Below are 19,939 nucleotides of genomic sequence, written 5' to 3'. Positions count from 1 at the left end.
GCTTGCACTGTCCACATACAGGAGTAGCCATGACCGAAACCGCCGATGTCACCAGCGGCACCCTCGAGGTACCCGGCGCCCAGTTGCACTACGAGGTGCGCGGCTCCGGACCGCTGCTGGTGCTGGCCGGTGCGCCGATGAACGCGGCGGCGTTCGCGCCGCTGGCCGACGCCTGCGCAGCGGAGCACACCGTCCTCACCACCGATCCGCGTGGGCACGCGGGGAGTGTTCTGACCGATCCGGAACAGGACTCGACGCCCGAATTGCGAGGCTCCGACCTGGCTCGGCTGATCGAAGCAGTGGATGCGGGACCGGCGGTCGTGTTCGGCTCCAGCGGGGGTGCGGTGAGCGCACTGGCCCTCGCGAGTGCCTACCCGGATCTGGTGACCACGGCCATCGCCCACGAGCCACCGCTGCGGCAGCTGCTCGATGATCCCGCCCCGCATGCCGCGGCCACCGAGGAGATGATCGAGACCTACCGTTGCGGTGATGTCGTCGGCGCCTGGCGGCAGTTCATGGCGGCGGCGAACATCGAGATACCCGACCCGGTGCTGCAGGAGATGTTCGGGGGCGAGCGCCCGGCCCCGGATGTGGCTTCGGAACGGTACTGGTTCGACCACGAACTCCGGGGGACCACGGGATGGGAGCCCGATCTGCACCGGCTCGCGGCGGGGCCGACACGCATCGTGGTGGGGATCGGTGCCGATTCGGCCGGCCAGTTCTGTGATCGGACCTCGCGTGCGCTGGCGGCGGGACTGGGGACGGAGCCGGTGCTGTTCCCCGGGGACCATATCGGGTTCGTCGCCGATCCGGCGGGCTTCGCGGCCCGGCTCCGCGAGGTCCTGCCCGGCTGAATCGGCCCATCGTGCTCCGGTACCTGCCGGTCCCCGGTGCTCGGCAGGTAGCCGGCGCCCGCCGAGCGCTACCGGTGGTACTCGGATCGGGCGTCACCGATCCCCGGTCAGTTCCAGCACCCGTTCGAAACGGTCGGTCCACCACCGCACCCGGTCCGGATCCGGGTGCCGGTATTGCTCGAGCAGAGCGGGTTCCGGGGTCGGCGGCCGGTGCAGCACCGGCAGCCATCCGTCGGTCGGCCGCAGGGAGCCGGCGACCAGGTCGCCGGTGAAGAGGTTCATCGTGCCCAGGCCGCAGGCGAATTCGAGGTCGGGGAGGGCGCCCGCGAGGGCGAGCTGGGCGGACAGGCCGACGCTGGTCTCCAGGGCGGAGGAGACCACGGCGGGCAGGCCGACCGCTGCGGCCACCTGTAGCGATCGGCGGACGCCGCCGAGTGGAGTGCATTTGACGATCGCCACGTCGGCCGCATCGGTGACGGCCGCGTGCAGCGGATCGGCGGCCCGGCGGATCGATTCGTCGGCGGCGATCCGCACCCCGCATCGTTCCCGCACGGCGGCGAGTTCTTCCGCGGTGCGGCAGGGCTGTTCGGCGTACTGCAACCCACCGGCGGCCCGGTCCAGTTCGGTGAGCCGCCGGACAGCGGTATCCACCTCCCATGCGGCGTTGGCATCCACCCGGATCGCGCCGGAGGGGCCGAGGGCAGTGCGCACGGCGGCCACCCGGGCGAGATCCTCGGCGGCGGAACCCGCCCGGTCGGCGACCTTCACTTTGGCCGTGCGACATCCGGATTCGGCCACCATCCGGGCGGCCTGCCCGGGTGCCACCGCCGGCACGATGCAGTTGACCGGAACCCGTTCCCGAACGGGTTCCGGCCACCCGTGGTTCGCCTGCTCCAGGGCGGTCGCCAGCCAGCCGGCTGCTTCCCGGTCGTCGTACTCGGGAAACGGGCAGAACTCGCCCCAGCCCAGCTCACCCCGGACCAGCATTCCCTCTCGGACGGTGATTCCCCGGAACCGGGTCCGCAGGGGAATCGCATAGACGAAGGTCTGGGCACCCATCGAGGGAACAGTACTCGGATCAGAGCCGCTCGTAGATGGTGGCGTTGGCCAGGCCGCCGGCCTCGCACATGGTCTGCAGGCCGTAGCGGGCCTCGCGCTGCTGCATGGCGTGGACCAGGGTGGTGGCCAGCCGGGCGCCGGAGGCGCCGAGCGGGTGGCCGATCGCGAGGGCGCCGCCGTTCACGTTCACTTTTCCGAGGTCGGCGCCGGTCTCCTGGGCCCAGGCCAGTACCACCGGCGAGAAGGCCTCGTTCACCTCGAACAGGTCGATATCGGCGAGGGTCAGGCCGGATCGGTGCAGGACCTTCTCGGTGGCCGGGATGACCGCGGTGAGCATCAGCAGCGGATCGTCACCGGCAACGGCGAAGCTGTGCAGCCGGGCCAGCGGGCGCAGACCCAGCTGTTCGGCCCGTTCCCCGGTCATGATCAGCACCGCGGCGCTGCCGTCGCTGAGCGGGCTGGCGTTGCCCGCGGTGATCCGCCAGCCGATCTGCGGGAAGCGTTCGGCCATCGCCGGGTCGTAGTAGGCCGGGCGCAGGTTCGCCATGGTCGCCGGGTCGCCGCCGGGGCGGATTCCCTCGTCGGCGGTGAGGCCTCCGATCGGGGCGAGTTCCGCTGCGAAGCGCCCGTCGGCGGTGGCTTTCGCCGCCCGATCATGGCTGGTCAGGGCGAATTCGTCGAGTCGGGTCCGGGACAGGCCCCATTTCGCGGCGATGAGTTCGGAGCCGATGCCCTGCGAGACCATGCCGTCCGGATAGCGTTCGGCGAAGGCCGCTCCCGTGATGTCCTCGGCGCCGATCAGGTTGTTGCCCATGGGTACTCGACCCATGGATTCCACCCCGGCGGCGACCACGATGTCGTAGGCCCCGGCGATCACGCCCTGGGCGGCGAAGTGGATGGCCTGCTGGCTGCTCCCGCACTGCCGGTCGACGGTTGTCGCGGGCACCGATTCCGGGTAGCCGGCCGCCAGCGCGGCTCGGCGGGTCAGGTTCGCGCCCTGTTCACCGACCTGGGTGACGTTGCCGCCGATCACATCGTCGATCAGAGCCGGGTCCAAGCCGGTGCGATCGATCACCGCCTTCAGGCTGTGTGCGAGCAGGTCGACGGGATGGATGTCGTGCAGAGCGCCGCTCGGCTTGCCCTTCCCGATCGGGGTGCGAACGGCTTCGACGATGACCGCGTCTCTCATGGTTCCCTCCGAATGCAGGCCGGACCGCAGTCTGGCTTCTGTTCTATAAAGTCAGCATAGGTACCTGACTTCAGTCAGCACAAGTAAGCAGTCGGTACGATGGATCACATGTCTGCGGTGATGGAAGGTGCACTGGCCGATCTCGGCTCCTGGGATCCGGCCGGCTGCTCCATCGCGCGGGCGATGGCAGTGGTCGGCACGCGCTCGGCCGTGCTCATCCTGCGCGAGGCCTACTACGGCACCCGCCGGTTCGACGGTTTCGCCGCGCGAGTCGGCATCACCGACGCCGCCGCGGCCGCACAGCTGCGCAAGCTCACCGCGGCCGGTCTGCTCGCCAAACAGCCGTACCGGGAGGCGGGTAAACGCACCCGGTACGAGTACGTGCTCACCCAGCAGGGCCGCGATCTGCTGCCCGCCGTGGTGGCGCTCTGGCAGTGGGGTGACACCTATCTGCAGCCCGGCCCGGCGCCGCTGCAGCGGGTGGACGCGGAAACCGGGTCACCCGTTCGTGTCGAACTCCGCAACGCCGAGGGCGACGAGATCGGGCTCGAACGCCTCGGCGTGCGGGTCAATCCGGAATACCTGGCCTATCGCGACCGGCGGGCCGAAACGTCCGCGCCGGGTTCGCCGGCCGAGGTCAGCGCCGAGTAACGAACTACCCGGACTCCCATCCGCTGCTCTGCAGGGGCCACCGTGCTGTGCGGGGAGGCCGGACAACGTCGCTGCCGAGCCCGGATCAGCCGTGGTGCACGGCGATATTGATGTCATCGCTGCCCAGCGCCTGATACAGGCTCACCCACAGCAGAACCACCGGTTCGGTGCTGCGTGCGGTGTGCAGGGCGCCGAGATCGATGATCCGCTCGGTGGGCCAGCCGAATTCGCCGAGCAAGGTGGCGACCTCGGTCTTCGCCGCCGCATCGTCGCCACTGAGGAACACATTGTGCGGCCCGGGAACCCGCCCGGGATCCACCATCACGTGGTTGTTCATCGTGTTCAGCGTCTTCACCACCCGGGCGCCGGGAAATGCCTGCTGGATCTCCTCGGCGACGCTGCCCGCCGCCGGTGGCAGCAGCCGGGGCGGAAATCCCTGTGAGAAGTCGAGCGGATTGGAGACGTCGACGATGATCTTGCCGTCCAGATTGTCGGCACCGGCAGCGGTCAGTGCGGCCAGCGACACCAGGCCGGAGGTGGCGTTCACGATCAGTTCGCTCGCGGCCGCCGCAACGGCGAAGGTGGCGTGCGCACCGCCGGTTTCGGCGGCCCAGGCCGCGGCATCGGGATTGTCGGCGGTCCGGGAGCCCATCGTGACCGGGTGGCCGAGTTCGGCGAACCTGCTCGCCAGCCGCCGGCCGACCTGTCCGGTGCCCAGAACTGCGATCTTCATTTCTGCTCCCGCCCCGCCCGGCGCGGGGCGGTCCTCGATATCGCCGAGTGTGGTCGGTGTCGAGAGTAGGCCGTGCCGGGTACGGGTGCGTGGTGTTCCGCTCTGGGTGAACCCGCGGCGGGTCAGCGCAGGCGCCGGCCCGATTCGGCATCGAAGAAGTACACGTGTTCGGCATCGGCGTCGAGGTGCAGCCGGGCGCCCTTGGTGGGCGGGTTGCGCCAGTCGACCCGGGCGACGATGGATTCGCCGGGACCGTCGGTGCCGAGGGTGCGGCCGTAGATGTAGGCATCGGAGCCGAGTTCCTCGATCACATCGACTTCGACCTGGACGCCGGCCGACCCGGTCTCCAGGTGCTCGGGTCGTACGCCGAGCACCACGGTTCCGGCGCCGGCGTCGACGACGGTGCGGGGCACCGGAATCCGATGTCCGCCCACCGTCACCGTTCCGTCCGTCACCGGCAGCGTGAACAGGTTCATCGCCGGTGAGCCCATGAATCCGGCCACGAACATGTTCGCCGGGTCCCGGTACAGGTCGCGGGGTGCGGCGCACTGCTGCAGCAGTCCGTCGCGCAACACCGCCACCCGGTCGCCCATGGTCATCGCCTCGACCTGATCGTGGGTGACGTAGACGGTGGTGGTGCCGAGCCGGCGCTGCAACTGCGCGATCTGGGTGCGGGTCTGCACCCGCAGCTTGGCATCGAGGTTGGACAGCGGCTCGTCCATCAGGAACACCTGCGGCTGCCGCACGATCGCCCGGCCCATCGCCACCCGCTGCCGCTGGCCGCCGGAGAGCGCCTTGGGTTTGCGGTCCAGGAACGGCACCAGATCCAGCAGTTCGGCTGCCGCCTGCACCCGCTCGCTCCGTTCCGCCTTCGACACCTTGGCGAGTTTGAGCGCGAAACCCATGTTCTCCGCGACCGACATATGCGGGTAGAGCGCATAGTTCTGGAACACCATGGCGATATCGCGTTCCTTGGGTTCGATATGGGTGACGTCGCGCTCGCCGATGACGATCCGGCCGCCGTTCACCTCCTCGAGTCCGGCCAGCATCCGCAGCGATGTGGATTTGCCGCAGCCGGACGGGCCGACCAGGACCAGGAACTCACCGTCGGCGATCTCCAGGTCGAGCTGGTCGACGGCGGGTCGGGTCGCGCCCGGATACAGCCGGGTGGTGCGGTCGAAGGTCACCGTAGCCATGCGTAGTACATCCCATCACCGGCAGGAACGTGCCGGACGATCCGAGTAAAGGGGTCCGAACCGTGCGGTTCGCTCGCGGATCGTACCCGGGTGGGCACCGCCGCGCGGTCCTGCGCACGGAAAGTGCGGTGCCCGCCGGGGGTGTACGGGACCGGCGGGCGCCGCGTCCGGACCGGTGGCGGCCCGGTACCGGCCATCCTTGAACCTGAAGTGAAGTTCAGGTCAAGTCGTGGTGGTGCGGGAGCCGATCCCGGCAACCGGCGGTAGCCTCGACTCGGATTCTCGCTGGCGTCCGCACCGCTCACGACAGGAGTACGGCAGATGGCTCGACCGGTTCGTATCGGAGTTCAGCTCCACCCCCAGCACGCCCCCGAGTACCGGCTGATCCGGGACGCGGTGCTACGGGCCGAGGACGCCGGAGTGGACATCGTGTTCAACTGGGATCATTTCTATCCGCTCTACGGTGATCCCGCCGGGGCGCATTTCGAGTGCTGGACGATGCTCGGCGCCTGGGCGGAACAGACCGAACGGGTCGAGATCGGCGCCCTGGTCACCGGCGGCGGCTACCGGAACCCGGATCTGCTCGCCGATATGGCCCGCACCGTCGACCACATCAGCGACGGCCGGTTGATCCTCGGTATCGGCGGGGGCTGGTTCCAGCGCGACTACGACGAATACGGCTACGAATTCGGCACCCCCGGAACCCGGTTGAACCTGCTGCGGGAGAACATGGCGCGGTTGACCGCACGGCTGGACAAACTGAATCCCGCTCCGACGCGCCGGATTCCGATTCTGATCGGTGGCGGTGGGGAGCGTAAGACGCTGCGTCTGGTCGCCGAATATGCCGATATCTGGCACACTTTCGCCGATCTCGGCACCCTCGAGCACAAGAATTCGGTGCTCGCCGGGCATGCCGCCGCGATCGGTGCCGACGAAAGCCGGATCGAGCGCTCCGTGCAATGGCCCGGGGTCGAACAGGCGCCCGCATTGCACGCCGCCGGGGTCACGTTGTTCACCGTGGGTGTCGGCGGACCGGATTACGATCTGACCGAGCTGCGGCGGGCGATCGAATGGCGCGACGAAGTGAATCCCGAGGAGCTCACCGGACTCGCCTAGGCGATCGCTCGGCAAATGCGCACAGATGCGCAAGTGTTAATGTGGAATGGGCGAGAGCTTTGCCGCCCTGGGTCGGAAATATGCACCTGTCCAGGAAAGAGGCGCACAGATGACCACTGCACATACCGAGCACACCGGTCATGCCCATACCCATGGTGCCGGTTGCGGCCATGTCGCTGTGCCGCACGGTGACCATGTCGACTATGTCCACGACGGGCATCTGCACCGGGCACACGACGGCCACTACGACGAATGCGAGACCGCCGGGCACGTCGAGCACACCGGTCACGATCACGTCCACGGCGAAGGCTGTGGTCATGTCGCCGTGCCGCACGGTGACCACGTCGACTACATCCACGACGGGCATCGGCACGCAGCCCATCAGGGGCACTACGACGAGCACTGATCGACCGTTCGCTGCGGCGCCCGCTCCGGGGTGGGCGCCGCGATATCGCGCTGCGCGATAAGCTCTCCCGTGTTGTACCGGGGGGAGATCTCGCATGGACGCCCCCGTTCGCGTTTCGAATTGAGGGGAAGTCCGTGAAACTTCGCACCGCTGTATCCGCCACTGCCGTCGTCGCCGCAGCAATCCTGCTGGCCGGATGCCAGGACGAGGATCCGACCGGGCCGGCCGCCACCCCGACCTCGTCCGCCGAGAGTTCGCCGACCTCGTCGGCGGCACCGGCAACGCCGAATCCGGAGGGCGTGCTGAACCCGGGTGATGTCGGCACCCTGGAGGAATCGGGCGTCGAGGTCGCCATTCGTTCGGTGACCGAGGAAGAACTCGAAGACGGCGGCGTCATGTCGGTGTTCTCCTTCCAACTGAACAACACCAGCGACAGCACGCTCGACCGCTGGTCGACGCCGACCCTGGTGTACGGCGAAGACGGGGTGGCTGCCGAGCAGACCTACGGCAACTACGAGCAGGCCTACTACGGGAACCTCGAAGGCAAGCTGCCGCCCGGCTCCAAGCAGACCGTCAAGGTGGCCTTCGTGGTTTCCATGGCGGATCTGAACCCGGCGGTGATCACTTCGGGGGATCTGATCTGGCGCGGCGATTTCAGCAACTACCAGGGATGATCTGCGCCTACCGGACCGCGGCCGGCAACCTGGAGCCGCGGTCCGGTTAGCGTCGCCTAATTGGGCGGTTGTTCATCTGGCAGTTCCCTGGCAAACGTTTGCGGCGTTTAGCGTGCGCCGCAACCGCACTACCGCCAGGAGAAACCGTGAGCCTCAAACCGCTGTCTCTGTTCGTGAAGCACGACGGTCACTCGTCCCGTACCGCCATGACGTGCCGGTACAAGTGTGGTGACGCCTGCTTCCACCAGGTCCCGAACAACTCGGCGGGCGAATACTTCGGCGATATCGTCAGCTCGCTGAACCGGCGTGGCCTGCTGAAAGGCGGCGCCGCGGCCGTCCTCGCCGTCGGCGCCGGTAGCGTCCTCGCCGCATGCGGTGACGAGGGCTCCGACACCTCGGGTGACCCGACCGGTACCGCCGACGGCGCCGCACCTGCCGGCACCGACTTCACCGCAGTCGCCCCCAACACCGAGGATGCCGTGGTCATCCCCGAGGGCTACGAGCAGTCGGTGCTGATCCGCTGGGGCGATCCGGTCCTGCCGGACGCACCGGAGTTCGATTTCGACGACCAATCAGCGGCGGCCCAGGCGCAGCAGTTCGGCTACAACTGCGATTTCGCGGGCCTGCTGCCGATCGAGGGCGAGGCCGGCCGGTACCTGTTCGTGGTCAGCCACGAGTACACGACCGAGCCGATGATGTTCCGCGGCTACGACGAGGAGAAGCCGACCCGCGAACAGTTCGACATCGCGATCGCCGCACATGGCCTGTCCGTGCTCGAGGTGCAGGGTGAGTCCGGCTCGGGCGAGCTGAAACCGGTATTCGGCAAGTACAACCGGCGGATCACCGCCGACACCGAGTTCGAGGTGCGTGGGCCGGCCGCGGGCAGCGACCTGCTGAAGACCGGTGCGGATGCGACCGGGACCAAGGTGCTCGGCACGCTGAACAACTGCTCCGGCGGGCTCACCCCGTGGGGCACGGTGCTCTCCGGTGAGGAGAACTTCAACCAGTACTTCGGCAACGCCGAATCGGTGACCGACGCGAAGGCGGCCGAGCGGCTGCAGCGGTACGGCATCGAGGGCGGTGCCTCCGACCGCAAGTGGGAGCGCTTCGACGAGCGCTTCGACATCGCCCGGGAACCCAACGAGGTCAACCGGTTCGGCTACGTGGTCGAGGTCAACCCGTGGGATGCGAAGTCGACCCCGGTGAAGCACAGCGCGCTGGGCCGGTTCAAGCACGAGGCCGCGACCATCCACGTGACCGACGACGGCAGCGTCGTCGCCTACAGCGGTGACGACGAGCGCTTCGACTACATGTACAAGTTCGTCTCCGCCAAGAAGGTGCAGCCCGGCATGGGCGCCGCCAGTATGCGGCACAACATGACCATCCTCGACGAGGGCACGCTGTACGTCGCGAAGCTGACCGGTGATCACGCCGGCGAGATCGACGGTTCCGGCGAGGTCCCGGACGGCGGCTTCACCGGTAAGGGCCGGTGGATCCCGCTGCTGAAGACCGGTGCGGACGGGAAGGGCGAGTCGCTGGTCGACGGGATGTCGGCCGAGGAGGTCGCGGTGTTCACCCGCCTGGCCGGCGACAAGGTCGGTGCCACCAAGATGGACCGCCCGGAGGATTTCGAACCCAATCCGGTGACCGGCAAGGTCTACGTCGCGCTGACCAACAACAAGAACCGCGGCAAGGACGACTACCCGGGCGTCGACGAGGCCAACCCGCGCAACCTGAACAAGAACGGCCAGGTGCTCGAGCTCGACGACGATCACACCGGCACCGAGTTCACCTGGTCGCTGCTGCTGGTCTGTGGTGACCCGTCCGCCGCCGACACCTACTTCGGCGGATTCGACAAGTCCCAGGTCAGCCCGATCTCCTGCCCGGACAACCTGGCCTTCGACTCCTACGGCAACCTGTGGGTCTCCACCGACGGCAACGCCCTGGGCTCCAACGACGGCCTCTTCTCGGTGGTGCTCGACGGCGACCGCCGCGGTGATACCAAGCAGTTCCTGACCGTGCCGAAGGGCGCCGAGACCTGCGGCCCGATCGTGACCGAGGAACGCGTCCTGGTCTGTGTGCAGCACCCCGGTGACTCCGACGACGCCACCCCGGACAACCCGGCCTCGCACTGGCCCGACGGTGGCAGCGCCCAGCCCCGGCCGTCGGTGGCCGTGGTGTGGAAGGCCGACGCAGGCCGGATCGGCATGTGACCGCCCGGGCGGGAGTGCCGCGCCCGGCGCTCCCGCCCGGTCAGCCCAGCCAGTCCAGTACCGAGGCGGCGGTCCAGGACTGCTGCATACTGCCCAGCGGGGCGCCGGAGAACGGGTCGTAGTACTCGGCGAAGGTGCCGTCGGTGGCCTGTCGCAGACCTTCGGTGCGCAACGTCAGGGCGCGTTCGGCCCAGCCGCGCCGGGCGAACACCCAGGAGAACAGCCAGCTCATCACCGGCCAGACCGGGCCGCGCCAGTACTCGCGGCGGCGGAAGTCCTTGGCCACCGGCGAGGTGGACGGGGGCAGGGCGTACCGCAGATCCGGGTGGCCGCAGAACCGCGGCCCCTCGAAGGTGCGCAGCAGGGTCCGTTCCACATCGCGCGGCAGGCCACCGCACAGCAGTGGCGCGAACATCGCCAGCGTCTCGGTGCCGATCCAGCGCTGAGCGCGGACATCGAAGTCGCGGGCGGCCCCGGTGCGGGCATCGGTGGTGGCGACGACTCCGGTCCGGAAGCGCGCCGCCCAGGTCTGCAGATCCCGCACATCCGCACGTGGCAGCCGGTACTCCTCGCCGATATCGGCGAGCACCTCGCAGGACAGCGCGAAGATCGCGGTGACGAAGACGTCCTGCACCGCGAAGCTCATCGTCTCGGCGAGCGCATCGTCGTCGTAGCGGGCCCGGCGCATCTGCTCGACGAGCCAGAGATACCGGTCGTATTCGCGGTCGGTCGGCCGCTGCGAGGGGTCGGTGATCACGGTGGTGTCGGCGCGCTGATACGGCGGCAGATCGCCCGGGATCACGTTCTCGTAGGCGCGATCCCAGCGCGGCGAGTTGTCCATCCCCGATTCCCAGCCGTGGTACAGCGTGATCCGGCCGTCGCCCTTCGGGTCGCGGGCGAACGCCAGCCACCGGTGCCAGCGCACCAGATCCGGCCAGCGCCGGTTGAGGAATTCCTCGGCGACCGACCGGGTGCTGCGGCCGTGCCGGCGGGAGTGGTCCAGGATCCGCTGCACCGCGATGGCATGCACCGGTGGCTGGGTGATCCCGGAGGTGTCCGGTCCGTCGGGGGCATTGGCGGCCAGCCGTCGGCATTCCCATCGCGCCGGTCCGGGGAAGTAGCCGTCCACGCCGTTGGCGAAGACGATGTGCGGGATCATCCCGTTGTGCCATTGCGCCGAGAGCAGGGTGTCCAGCTCCACCACCGCGCGTTCCACGCTCAACGGCGCCAGCCCGACAGCGACGAACGCCGCGTCCCAGCTCCACATGTGCGGATAGAGCCGGGGCGCGGCGCTCGTCATGGTGCCCAGGTCGTTACCCCGAAGCAGATAGGCCGCACGGGCGGCGAGCTGAGTGGGGGTGAAGCCCGGGTTCGTCATCCAACCATTCTGGGACTGTGCGCCGGGCTTTGCTCGCCGAGTGGTCAGGGCCGCTCTGGGTCGGTGGTGTAGCTCACGCAGTTGTTGCCGATTCCGCCGAGCAACGACATCGCGCAGATGCAGGCGAGGGCGTTGATGACGGCGGTGGCGATCTTCGGGGAGGTGTCGGCGATCAGCGTGAACGGCAGCAGGGCCGCGGCAGCGGTGAACAGGGCACAGATCCAGTAGAAGAACGTCATCGGCCGCGGCATGAACATCAGCACCATGTGCAGCAGCGCCGTGGCGACCAGGGTCAGGAATGCGCCGAGCAGCGCGTAGGAGGTGGTGGAGCTGTTGCCGTAGGTGCCGGAACCGTCCGGGGCGAGCAGGGCGATGCCCAGCACGCCGCGCACCAGCATGATGGAGACGATGATCAGCAGCGCCACCACCAGCGCGGCGCCGACGCCGCCGGCCCACAACCGGCCGGCGTTGACCACGCGGCGCGGTTCACCCGGCTGCTGATAGGCGGGCTGAGGATAGCCCTGGCCGTACCCGGACTGCGGGTACGCACCCGACTGCGCACCCTGCGAGTACTGGGACTGCCGATAGGGATCGTTGGACGGGCTCCCGGGGTAGCGAGGGTCGGTCATGTGTCGAAGGTACTCGGGTGCCGGCGGTGTCGCCCGGCGTACGCGCCGATCCGGTGCCCGATATCGCGGCCGACCGGGTGCCGCCACCGGCGGGTGCCCGGAGCAGCTCCGGCCCGCGCGGGACGGTGGCCGTGCCGCCGGGCCGGTCACCCGCGACGGCTGCGGACCGGCGTGTGCCCGGTGGCCGTACCGTGGGGCGGTGACCGAAAACCGTCCACTCGCTCTGATCACCGGTGGCGCCCGGGGTCTCGGTGCCGCCATCGCCCGGGAACTCGCGCCGACCCACGACCTGCTGCTCGGTGCCCGCTCCGCCGCGGCGCTGGAGCCGATCCTGGCGGAGCTGCCGGGCGCCCGCGGCTGGCCGGTGGAACTCACCGACTATCCCGCCGTCGCGGCGGCGGCCGCGCCGATCGAACGTCTCGACGTGCTGGTGCACAATGCCGGTATCGCCGATCTCGGGTCGATCGCGGAGTCGTCCGTGCAGCAGTGGCAGCGCACCCTGGACGCCAACCTGATCTCGGTCGCCGAACTCACTCGGCTGCTGCTGCCCGCGCTACGCGCCGCCCACGGCCACGTGGTGCTGATCAATTCCGGCGCCGGTCTGCGTGCCAATGCCGGATGGGCTTCCTACGCGGCCTCGAAGTTCGGTCTGCGCGCTTTCGGCGACGCCCTGCGGCTGGAGGAACCGGAACTGCGCGTCACCTCGGTCCATCCGGGCCGGATCGACACCGATATGCAGCGCGAGATCGTCGCCGGGGAGGGCCGCGACTACGACCCGGCGGAATTCCTCACGCCGCCGACCGTGGCCGCGGCAGTCGGCAACGCAGTCCGCACTCCGCGCGATGCCCAGCCGACCGAAGTCGTGCTGCGGCCCTATCGCGGCTGACCGATTCGCGCATCGAGGGTGCACCCGGCCGAAGCGATCCTGCCCCGCTCGTCTCGGGCGGTGGTCCGGTCGAAGGATCCGGGTATCGCACCGGCTCCGCCCGCCGATGAGCGACGACTGAGGACGGAGCGGCGCACGTCCTCCGGGCGCGGCCAGGGGGCTCGGCCGCGCGGCGGAGCGTCGGCCTCAGGCCGACGGTGCGCAGGTGTCCTTCAACGAGCAGGCACCGCAGGAGCTGCCGCATCCCCCGGCCGGAGCCGGCGGCAGCAGCGGTTCGACCGTGCGGGCGGCGGCATTCGCACCGGCGCCGAGGGTGAACAGGGCCAGCACCGCGACGACCGCCGCGATCCCGAGGGCGGCGACACCACCGGCCACCAGGGCGACCAGTCCACCGGCGGCCAGCAGCAGCCCGGCGCCGACCGACGTCGGCGCGGCGATCCGATTGGCGATCCGGAAGTTCTCGTCGCTGTGCAGCGCCGCCTCGGTGTGCACACCGACGAACCGGTTCCGCGGCAGCCGGCCGGTCAGCCCGAGCGCACCCGTCGCCAGCGAGACAGCAGCCAGGACGAACAAGACAACGGCTACGACGACCATCCCTGCAGGTTAGCGCACCCGATCGGCAGCCGACCCGGCCCGTCTGCGCAGGGTGATGCGCTCCACACGCGGTGAGTGCCCGGGGTCCGTCGTCGAAGGCGCGGGTGCCCCTGTTCGGCGCGCGTGGGTACTCATGTTCGCTGACCGTCTCGGCCGGACCTACCCGTGGCTGCTGCGGGGAGCTTCACACCGTCCATTCTGTGTGAGCGCACCCGGCGTGACTCGGCCGGTGGGCGGCTGCTGTGTTCGGCCGCGATCAGGCGAGGCGGTCAGCCGTGTCGTGCAGTCGGCAATGGCCTCGACGTCGCGGTCCGGCGGGTAGGTGATCATCGCTGGTGAATGCTGCCGCTGCGACTCCGGCCGAATCCTGTGGGCGGGTGCGTTCTCGGAGTCCGGCACGGGACGGTCGGGTGTGTGGTTGCCGAGCGCTGGGGTGCGCTGCCACCGGCCGCCGCTGCCGGGGGCGGCCCTCGGACAAACCGGTGGTCACCACGTTCTACCCTGGGTGTATGGCTGGAACGACCGGCCACTACATGCCCCGGAAAGACCGGAGTCGGGCGGCGCGGTTCGGCCGCTGCGGCAGAACAGGAAGCAGGACTGTGCAGGACACTCGCGCAACCGAAAGCGATGCACCCGAGCACCGGTACAACGCCGAGCTCGCGGGCCGGATCGAACGCCGTTGGCAGCAGATCTGGAACGAGCGCGGGACCTTCCACGCCCCGAATCCGGTCGGGCCGCTGGCCGGTGCGACCCCGGCGGACAAGCTGTTCATCCAGGACATGTTCCCGTTCCCGTCGGGTGCGGGCCTGCATGTCGGGCATCCGCTGGGCTATATCGCCACCGATGTGTTCGGCCGCTACCACCGGATGCACGGCCGCAATGTCCTGCACGCGCTCGGCTACGACGCCTTCGGCCTGCCCGCCGAGCAGTACGCGGTGCAGACCGGTGCGCATCCGCGCGACACCACCGAGGCCAATATCGGCACCATGCAGCGCCAGCTGGACCGGCTGGGGCTGGGCCACGACCGGCGGCGTTCGTTCGCGACCACCGATCCCGAGTACTACCGCTGGACCCAGTGGATCTTCCTGCGCATCTACAACGCCTGGTACGACGAGGCGGCCGACCGGGCCCGGCCGATCGCCGAACTAGAACAGGAGTTCGCCGCCGGTGACCGGCCGACCCCGGACGGCCGGGCCTGGTCCGAGCTGACCGCCACCGAGCGCGCGGCGGTGCTGGACGATCACCGGCTGGTGTATCAGACCGAGTCGGTCGTCAACTGGTGCCCGGGGATGGGCACGGTGCTGGCCAACGAGGAGGTCACCGCCGACGGCCGCAGCGAGCGCGGCAATTTCCCGGTCTTCCGTAAACGGATGCGGCAGTGGATGATGCGGATCACCGCCTACTCCGATCGGCTGGTCGACGACCTGGACGCGCTGGACTGGCCGGACAATGTGAAGGCCATGCAGCGCAACTGGATCGGGCGTTCGCGTGGTGCGCAGGTGCGGTTCGATGCGCCGGATGCCGAACTGGAGGTCTTCACCACCCGCCCGGACACGCTGTTCGGCGCCACCTATGTGGTGCTGGCGCCGGAACACGAACTGGTCGACAAGCTGACCGCCGCCGCGTGGCCTGCCGGCACCGATCCGCGCTGGACCAACGGCGGTGCCGCCACTCCGGCGGAAGCCGTTGCCGCCTACCGGAAGTCGATCGCCTCGAAATCCGATCTGGAACGGCAGGAGAGCAAGGAGAAGACCGGCGTCTTCCTGGGTGTGCATGCCACCAACCCGGTGAACGGCGCCGAGGTGCCGATCTTCATCGCCGACTACGTCCTGAGCGGCTACGGCACCGGAGCCATCATGGCAGTGCCCGGCCACGATCAGCGGGACTGGGATTTCGCCACCGCCCTGGGTCTGCCGATCGTCGAGGTGATCGCCGGTGGCGACATCACCGAGGGCGCCCACTCCGGCGACGGTGAACTGGTCAATTCGGGTTTCCTGAACGGGCTTCCGGTCGACGAGGCCAAGGCGGCGGTGATCGCCCGGCTCGAATCCGAGGGCCGCGGCACCGGCAAGATCCAGTACAAGCTGCGGGACTGGCTGTTCGCCCGGCAGCGGTACTGGGGCGAACCGTTCCCGATCGTGTACGACGAGCAGGGCCGAGCCCATGCGCTGCCGGAATCGATGCTGCCGGTGGAACTTCCGGAGCTGGACGATTTCGCACCGGTGACCTTCGATCCGGACGACGCCGCCTCCGAACCGTCGCCGCCGCTGGCCAAGGCCACCGACTGGGTGAATGTCACCCTGGACCTGGGCGACGGCCCGAGGCAGTACCGGCGCGATACCAATGTGATGCCGAACTGGGCCGGCAGTTCCTGGTATCAGCTGCGTTACGCGGACCCGACCGACGCGGAGACGTTCTGCGCCCCGGAAAACGAGAAGTACTGGCTGGGACCGCGCCCGGCCGAACACGGCCCGCAGGACCCGGGTGGGGTCGATCTGTACGTCGGCGGTGTCGAGCATGCCGTTCTGCACCTGCTGTACGCCCGCTTCTGGCAGAAGGTGCTGTTCGATCTGGGCGACGTCACCGGCAGCGAACCGTATCGGCGGCTGTTCAACCAGGGCTATGTCCAGGGTTACGCCTACACCGATGAGCGGGGCGCCTATGTCCCGGCCGCCGAGGTGGCCGAGCGCGACGGCGGATTCTTCTGGACCGGTCCGGACGGCGTCGAGATCGCGGTCACCCAGGAATACGGCAAGATCGGCAAATCGCTGAAGAACGCGATCTCCCCAGATGAGATCTGCGATCGGTACGGCGCCGACACCTTCCGGTTCTACGAGATGTCGATGGGCCCGCTGGACACCTCGCGCCCCTGGGCGACCAAGGATGTCGTCGGCGCGCACCGGTTCCTGCAGCGGGTCTGGCGGCTGGTGGTGGACGAGGAGACCGGTGCGGTGCGGGTCACCGATGTCGCTCCCGCCGACGAGACGCTGCGGCTGGTGCATCGGACCATCGCCGGTGTCGACGAGGACCTGGCCGCGCTGCGCGACAACACCGCCGGCGCCAAGCTGATCGAGCTGACCAACCATCTGACCAAGAACTTCCCGGACGGAGCACCCCGCTCCGCCGTGGAGCCGCTGGTGCTGATGCTGGCCCCGCTGGCCCCGCATATCGCCGAGGAACTGTGGGATCGCCTGGGGCACACCGAATCGCTGGCCCACGGCCCCTTCCCGCTTGCCGACCCGGCGCTGCTGGTGGCGGACACCGTGGAGTTCCCGATCCAGGTGAAGGGCAAGGTGCGCAGCCGGATCCAGGTGCCGGCCGATGCCGATCAGGCCGCGATCGAGGCCGCCGCGGTGGCGGACGAGAAGATCGCCGCGATCCTGGACGGCAATGCCCCGCGCAAGGTGATCGTGGTTCCCGGGAAGCTGGTGAACATCGTCCCGTGACCCGGTGCGCGGCGGGCTTTCCCGCTGCGGGGCGGCCCGGAATTCGTCATACTCGGAAGGGTCGACGAGTTCCGGGGAGGCGTCGGATGTACCTGGTTGGACTGGCAGTCATCATTGTCCTTGCCGCAGTGGGCGCGGTGGTGCTGGAAGGGCTGGAGCTCTGGCGGCTGCTGGTGTTCGGACCGGTCGTCCTGTTGCTGTTCGCCGCCTTCGGTCGTGCCATGTACCGGATCGCCAACAGTGGCCCACCGCTGTCGGGCGGCCGACGCCGGTCCGGTGGGCCGGGCGGAGACGGTGAATGGGAACTGGACGACAGAAGTTCCGGTTTCGGTGATTCCGGCGGTGGCTGCGCCGGGGGCGGTGGTGACTGACCGGTGGCATACTCGGAGAGGTCGGCGTAACCGGCCGGCCGATTCTGGGGAGGGATCATGGTCTATCTGTTGGTCGCACTGCTTTTCGGCGTGGCGGCGATTGTGGCGATCGGGTTCGTTCCATGGCTGGCAGTGGTGCTGGTGGTGGCAGCCAACCTCGTTCTGCTGATCGGTGTGCTCCGGCGGCGTGGCCGCGGCGGCGGATCGGGTTCGGGTGCCTCGATGGGGACGCGCGGCGGTGCCTGGGCATCCGGTGACGGCGGCTCTGCGTTCGGGGGTGACAGCGGCTTCGGCGGTGGCGGTGGTGACGGCGGTGGCGGTGGTGGCGGGGGTATGTAGGCCGGAGCATCGGCGCTGCACGAGTCGGCTCGGCGGGGTTGTTCGGCCCGAATTATTCGCCGTGGGAAGGGGTTTCCGGTGGAGGTTCCGGGACGCTGTGTGACAGTGGGGCGCCCACCGGGTTCACGTACACCACCAGCAGGTGCACCGGTTCGCGGGCGAGGTTGCGGGCGATATGGACGTGTTCCGCACCGCTGGGTTCGATGAAGAGGCGGCCGCGCCGGTAGCGGGCTGCTCCGCGGCCGACGTACGGATGGTCCAGTACGCCCCGGGTGACCAGGACGCAGAGGGTTCCGTCGTGGTAATGCCACCCGCTGCTGCCACCGGGGGCGATCCGGGTCCGGCGGACGATGATCTCGTGGCGGCCGAGGGTGCACCGCAGCAGCTCGCGGCTGGCCGTCCCCGTCGCGGGTGCGGGATTGGTCCGGTAGTCGGATCGGCGCTGCAGGATCATCCGGTCATCCAAACACGGCGGCCCGCCGGCGGAAAAACTGGTTCTGATCTGCGACTTCCGGCAATGTATGGCAAATGTATTGCATCTACGTATACATCTACGTATAGTCGTTCCCATGCCGAACAAGACGATCTACGTATCCGATGACGACCTGCCCCTGTTCCGGCGGGCGCAGGAACTCGTCGGCGGCAACCTCTCGGGCGCGGTCGTCACCGCGCTGCGGCGGTTCATCGAACTGGCCGAAGGTCAGCAGGAGGGCTTCGACGAGGTGGTGCTGCCGGTCGGGCGGGACGGTCTCCGGCAGGTCCGATTCGCCGGAAAGCTGCTCGGCGAGTGGCAGGACATGGACGACACCCGCGCGATGGATCAGCGGGTCTACCGGAGTCGCAAGGGCAAATACGTCCTGCATACACATACGGCGCCGTGGACCGAATATCCGACCGGGAAGCAGGCCGGCAGTGTCACGGACCTGAAGTACTGGCGCCGCATGTTCGGTATCGGTGACAAGCCTTGGGATTGGGGTGATTACGACTTGGTCATCGTCGACACCATCGAGGAGTTGCAGGACTCGCTACCGGACAAGCTGTACGACCGCGTGCACGATCTCGCGACGAATCCGAAGATCGAGGACCTCGACATCTAGCGGATCACGCACAACCGAAAACCATCAGCTACCGCCGCTCCCCGGGGGGCGGTGTGGATAAATCATGCAAACATTCGCACTGATACATGAATACTGGTTGAAAGGCAGAACCATGACCGACACCCACCGGCCCACCGCGATCTCGGCGACCGGCCTGCGCAAGGCCTACGGCGACCACACCGTGCTCGACGGCATCGACCTGACCGTGCCCGAGGGCAGCATCTTCGCCCTGCTCGGCCCGAACGGGGCCGGCAAGACCACCACCGTCGAAATCCTCACCACTCTGCGCCGTCCCGACGCAGGCGATATCGAGGTCTACGGCTACGACCTCGCCCGCAACCGCGGCTCGGTCCGCGAATCGATCGGCGTGACCGGCCAGTTCGCCGCCGTGGACGATCTGCTCACCGGCCGGGAGAACCTGCGCCTGATGGCCGATCTGCAGCATCTGCCGCGGCGCGAATCTGCCCGGCTCACCGGGGAACTGCTGGACCGCTTCGATCTGGTCGAGGCCGCCGACAAACCGGCGAGCACCTATTCGGGCGGGATGACCCGCCGACTGGATCTGGCCATGACCCTGGTCGGCAGCCCCCGGGTGCTGTTCCTGGACGAACCGACCACCGGACTCGACCCGCGCAGCCGCCGGTCCATCTGGGGCATGATCCGCGATCTGGTCGACGAGGCCGGGATGACGGTCTTCCTCACCACCCAGTACCTAGAGGAAGCCGACCAGCTCGCCGACCGGATCGCCGTTCTCGACAACGGGCGGTTGGTGGCCGAGGGGACGGCCGCGGAGCTGAAACGGCTGATCCCCGGTGGCCACATCCGGCTGGAGTTCGCCGAGCGCGATCAGCTGATGTCCGCGGCACGGGCCTTCGGGCCCGATGCCCGGCCCCTGGATGCGAGCGACGGGTTGATCCTCGCCGTTCCCGGCGACGGCGGAGTGCGCTCGCTGCGCGCCGTTCTCGATCGGCTCGACGCCGAAGCATTGGATGCGGTGGGGATTTCGGTGCACACGCCGGATCTCGACGACGTCTTCCTCACCATCACCGGCCAGACCGTTTCCGAAGCAGCCTGACCCGATCCGGCCGAGCACCGACAAGGAGCAATC

General features: G+C 68.8%; 20 protein-coding genes. 12 read left to right on the top strand and 8 right to left on the bottom strand.

The window, feature by feature from the left end:
• Positions 1-29: 29 nt before the first annotated feature.
• Positions 30-854, top strand: coding sequence for an alpha/beta fold hydrolase (locus tag AC1HFH_RS00685; RefSeq protein WP_480245485.1), 825 nt, complete (start codon positions 30-32; stop codon positions 852-854).
• A gap of 93 nt (positions 855-947) precedes the next feature.
• Here the strand turns inward: AC1HFH_RS00685 and AC1HFH_RS00680 are convergent, their stop codons facing one another.
• Positions 948-1,913, bottom strand: coding sequence for an o-succinylbenzoate synthase (locus AC1HFH_RS00680; protein WP_480245484.1), 966 nt, complete (start codon positions 1,911-1,913; stop codon positions 948-950).
• Between the two features lie 19 nt (positions 1,914-1,932).
• Entirely contained in the window at positions 1,933-3,102 is a 1,170-nt protein-coding gene (locus tag AC1HFH_RS00675; RefSeq protein WP_480245483.1) for a thiolase family protein, read from the bottom strand.
• Between the two features lie 108 nt (positions 3,103-3,210).
• Between AC1HFH_RS00675 and AC1HFH_RS00670 the strand changes: the two genes are divergently transcribed.
• Positions 3,211-3,753, top strand: a complete 543-nt coding sequence (locus tag AC1HFH_RS00670; protein ID WP_480245482.1) for a winged helix-turn-helix transcriptional regulator — start codon at positions 3,211-3,213, stop codon at positions 3,751-3,753.
• Positions 3,754-3,838: 85 nt separating this feature from the next.
• Here AC1HFH_RS00670 and AC1HFH_RS00665 read toward each other — a convergent pair whose 3' ends face one another.
• A complete protein-coding gene (locus tag AC1HFH_RS00665) occupies positions 3,839-4,486 on the bottom strand; it encodes an NADPH-dependent F420 reductase (protein ID WP_480245481.1) in 648 nt (215 codons plus the stop codon).
• A 122-nt stretch (positions 4,487-4,608) separates the two neighbouring features.
• Positions 4,609-5,682 carry an ABC transporter ATP-binding protein gene (locus AC1HFH_RS00660; RefSeq protein ID WP_480245480.1) on the bottom strand — a complete coding sequence of 358 codons (1,074 nt, stop codon included), beginning with the start codon at positions 5,680-5,682 and terminating at the stop codon, positions 4,609-4,611.
• Between the two features lie 321 nt (positions 5,683-6,003).
• Between AC1HFH_RS00660 and AC1HFH_RS00655 the strand changes: the two genes are divergently transcribed.
• The 4 genes from AC1HFH_RS00655 (at position 6,004) to AC1HFH_RS00640 (ending at position 10,091) form a co-directional block, all read left to right on the top strand.
• Positions 6,004-6,798, top strand: coding sequence for an LLM class F420-dependent oxidoreductase (locus AC1HFH_RS00655; protein ID WP_480245479.1), 795 nt, complete (start codon positions 6,004-6,006; stop codon positions 6,796-6,798).
• Positions 6,799-6,907: 109 nt separating this feature from the next.
• Positions 6,908-7,204 (top strand): hypothetical protein, encoded by a 297-nt coding sequence (locus AC1HFH_RS00650; RefSeq protein WP_480245478.1) that lies wholly within the window; start codon positions 6,908-6,910, stop codon positions 7,202-7,204.
• A 134-nt stretch (positions 7,205-7,338) separates the two neighbouring features.
• Positions 7,339-7,878 (top strand): hypothetical protein, encoded by a 540-nt coding sequence (locus AC1HFH_RS00645; protein WP_480245477.1) that lies wholly within the window; start codon positions 7,339-7,341, stop codon positions 7,876-7,878.
• Positions 7,879-8,024: 146 nt separating this feature from the next.
• On the top strand, positions 8,025-10,091 hold the full coding sequence (locus AC1HFH_RS00640) for a PhoX family protein (RefSeq protein ID WP_480245476.1): 2,067 nt from the start codon (positions 8,025-8,027) through the stop codon (positions 10,089-10,091).
• 40 nt (positions 10,092-10,131) lie between these two features.
• Here AC1HFH_RS00640 and ggh read toward each other — a convergent pair whose 3' ends face one another.
• The gene (gene ggh, locus AC1HFH_RS00635; protein WP_480245475.1) at positions 10,132-11,469 is read right to left on the bottom strand and encodes a glucosylglycerate hydrolase; all 1,338 of its coding nucleotides are present in this window, start codon (positions 11,467-11,469) and stop codon (positions 10,132-10,134) included.
• Between the two features lie 44 nt (positions 11,470-11,513).
• Positions 11,514-12,098 carry a DUF6069 family protein gene (locus AC1HFH_RS00630; protein WP_480245474.1) on the bottom strand — a complete coding sequence of 195 codons (585 nt, stop codon included), beginning with the start codon at positions 12,096-12,098 and terminating at the stop codon, positions 11,514-11,516.
• 199 nt (positions 12,099-12,297) lie between these two features.
• Between AC1HFH_RS00630 and AC1HFH_RS00625 the strand changes: the two genes are divergently transcribed.
• Positions 12,298-12,984: an SDR family oxidoreductase gene (locus tag AC1HFH_RS00625; RefSeq protein ID WP_480245473.1), complete on the top strand. Its 687-nt coding sequence runs from the start codon at positions 12,298-12,300 to the stop codon at positions 12,982-12,984.
• A gap of 186 nt (positions 12,985-13,170) precedes the next feature.
• On the opposite strand, the gene AC1HFH_RS00620 is transcribed toward AC1HFH_RS00625, so the two are convergent.
• Positions 13,171-13,578, bottom strand: coding sequence for an SdpI family protein (locus tag AC1HFH_RS00620; protein WP_480245472.1), 408 nt, complete (start codon positions 13,576-13,578; stop codon positions 13,171-13,173).
• Between the two features lie 599 nt (positions 13,579-14,177).
• Here AC1HFH_RS00620 and leuS point away from each other — a divergent pair.
• The 3 genes from leuS (at position 14,178) to AC1HFH_RS00605 (ending at position 17,734) form a co-directional block, all read left to right on the top strand.
• Complete coding sequence (gene leuS / locus AC1HFH_RS00615) at positions 14,178-17,024, top strand: leucine--tRNA ligase (RefSeq protein ID WP_480245471.1); 2,847 nt, start codon at positions 14,178-14,180, stop codon at positions 17,022-17,024.
• A gap of 86 nt (positions 17,025-17,110) precedes the next feature.
• Positions 17,111-17,395 (top strand): hypothetical protein, encoded by a 285-nt coding sequence (locus AC1HFH_RS00610; protein WP_480245470.1) that lies wholly within the window; start codon positions 17,111-17,113, stop codon positions 17,393-17,395.
• Between the two features lie 57 nt (positions 17,396-17,452).
• Positions 17,453-17,734, top strand: a complete 282-nt coding sequence (locus tag AC1HFH_RS00605) for a hypothetical protein (RefSeq protein WP_480245469.1) — start codon at positions 17,453-17,455, stop codon at positions 17,732-17,734.
• A gap of 52 nt (positions 17,735-17,786) precedes the next feature.
• Here the strand turns inward: AC1HFH_RS00605 and AC1HFH_RS00600 are convergent, their stop codons facing one another.
• On the bottom strand, positions 17,787-18,188 hold the full coding sequence (locus AC1HFH_RS00600; protein ID WP_480245468.1) for a cupin domain-containing protein: 402 nt from the start codon (positions 18,186-18,188) through the stop codon (positions 17,787-17,789).
• A 115-nt stretch (positions 18,189-18,303) separates the two neighbouring features.
• Here AC1HFH_RS00600 and AC1HFH_RS00595 point away from each other — a divergent pair, with 115 nt between their 5' ends.
• Together AC1HFH_RS00595 and AC1HFH_RS00590 are read left to right on the top strand one after the other, a co-directional pair.
• Complete coding sequence (locus AC1HFH_RS00595) at positions 18,304-18,831, top strand: EXLDI protein (protein ID WP_480245467.1); 528 nt, start codon at positions 18,304-18,306, stop codon at positions 18,829-18,831.
• Positions 18,832-18,943: 112 nt separating this feature from the next.
• The gene (locus tag AC1HFH_RS00590) at positions 18,944-19,906 is read left to right on the top strand and encodes an ATP-binding cassette domain-containing protein (RefSeq protein WP_480245466.1); all 963 of its coding nucleotides are present in this window, start codon (positions 18,944-18,946) and stop codon (positions 19,904-19,906) included.
• The last annotated feature ends 33 nt before the right edge of the window (positions 19,907-19,939 follow it).

The organism is Nocardia sp. KT25-26 (assembly GCF_056627695.1).
Note: the sequence above shows the minus strand (reverse complement) of the source record. Positions and strands in the feature narration are given on the sequence as shown.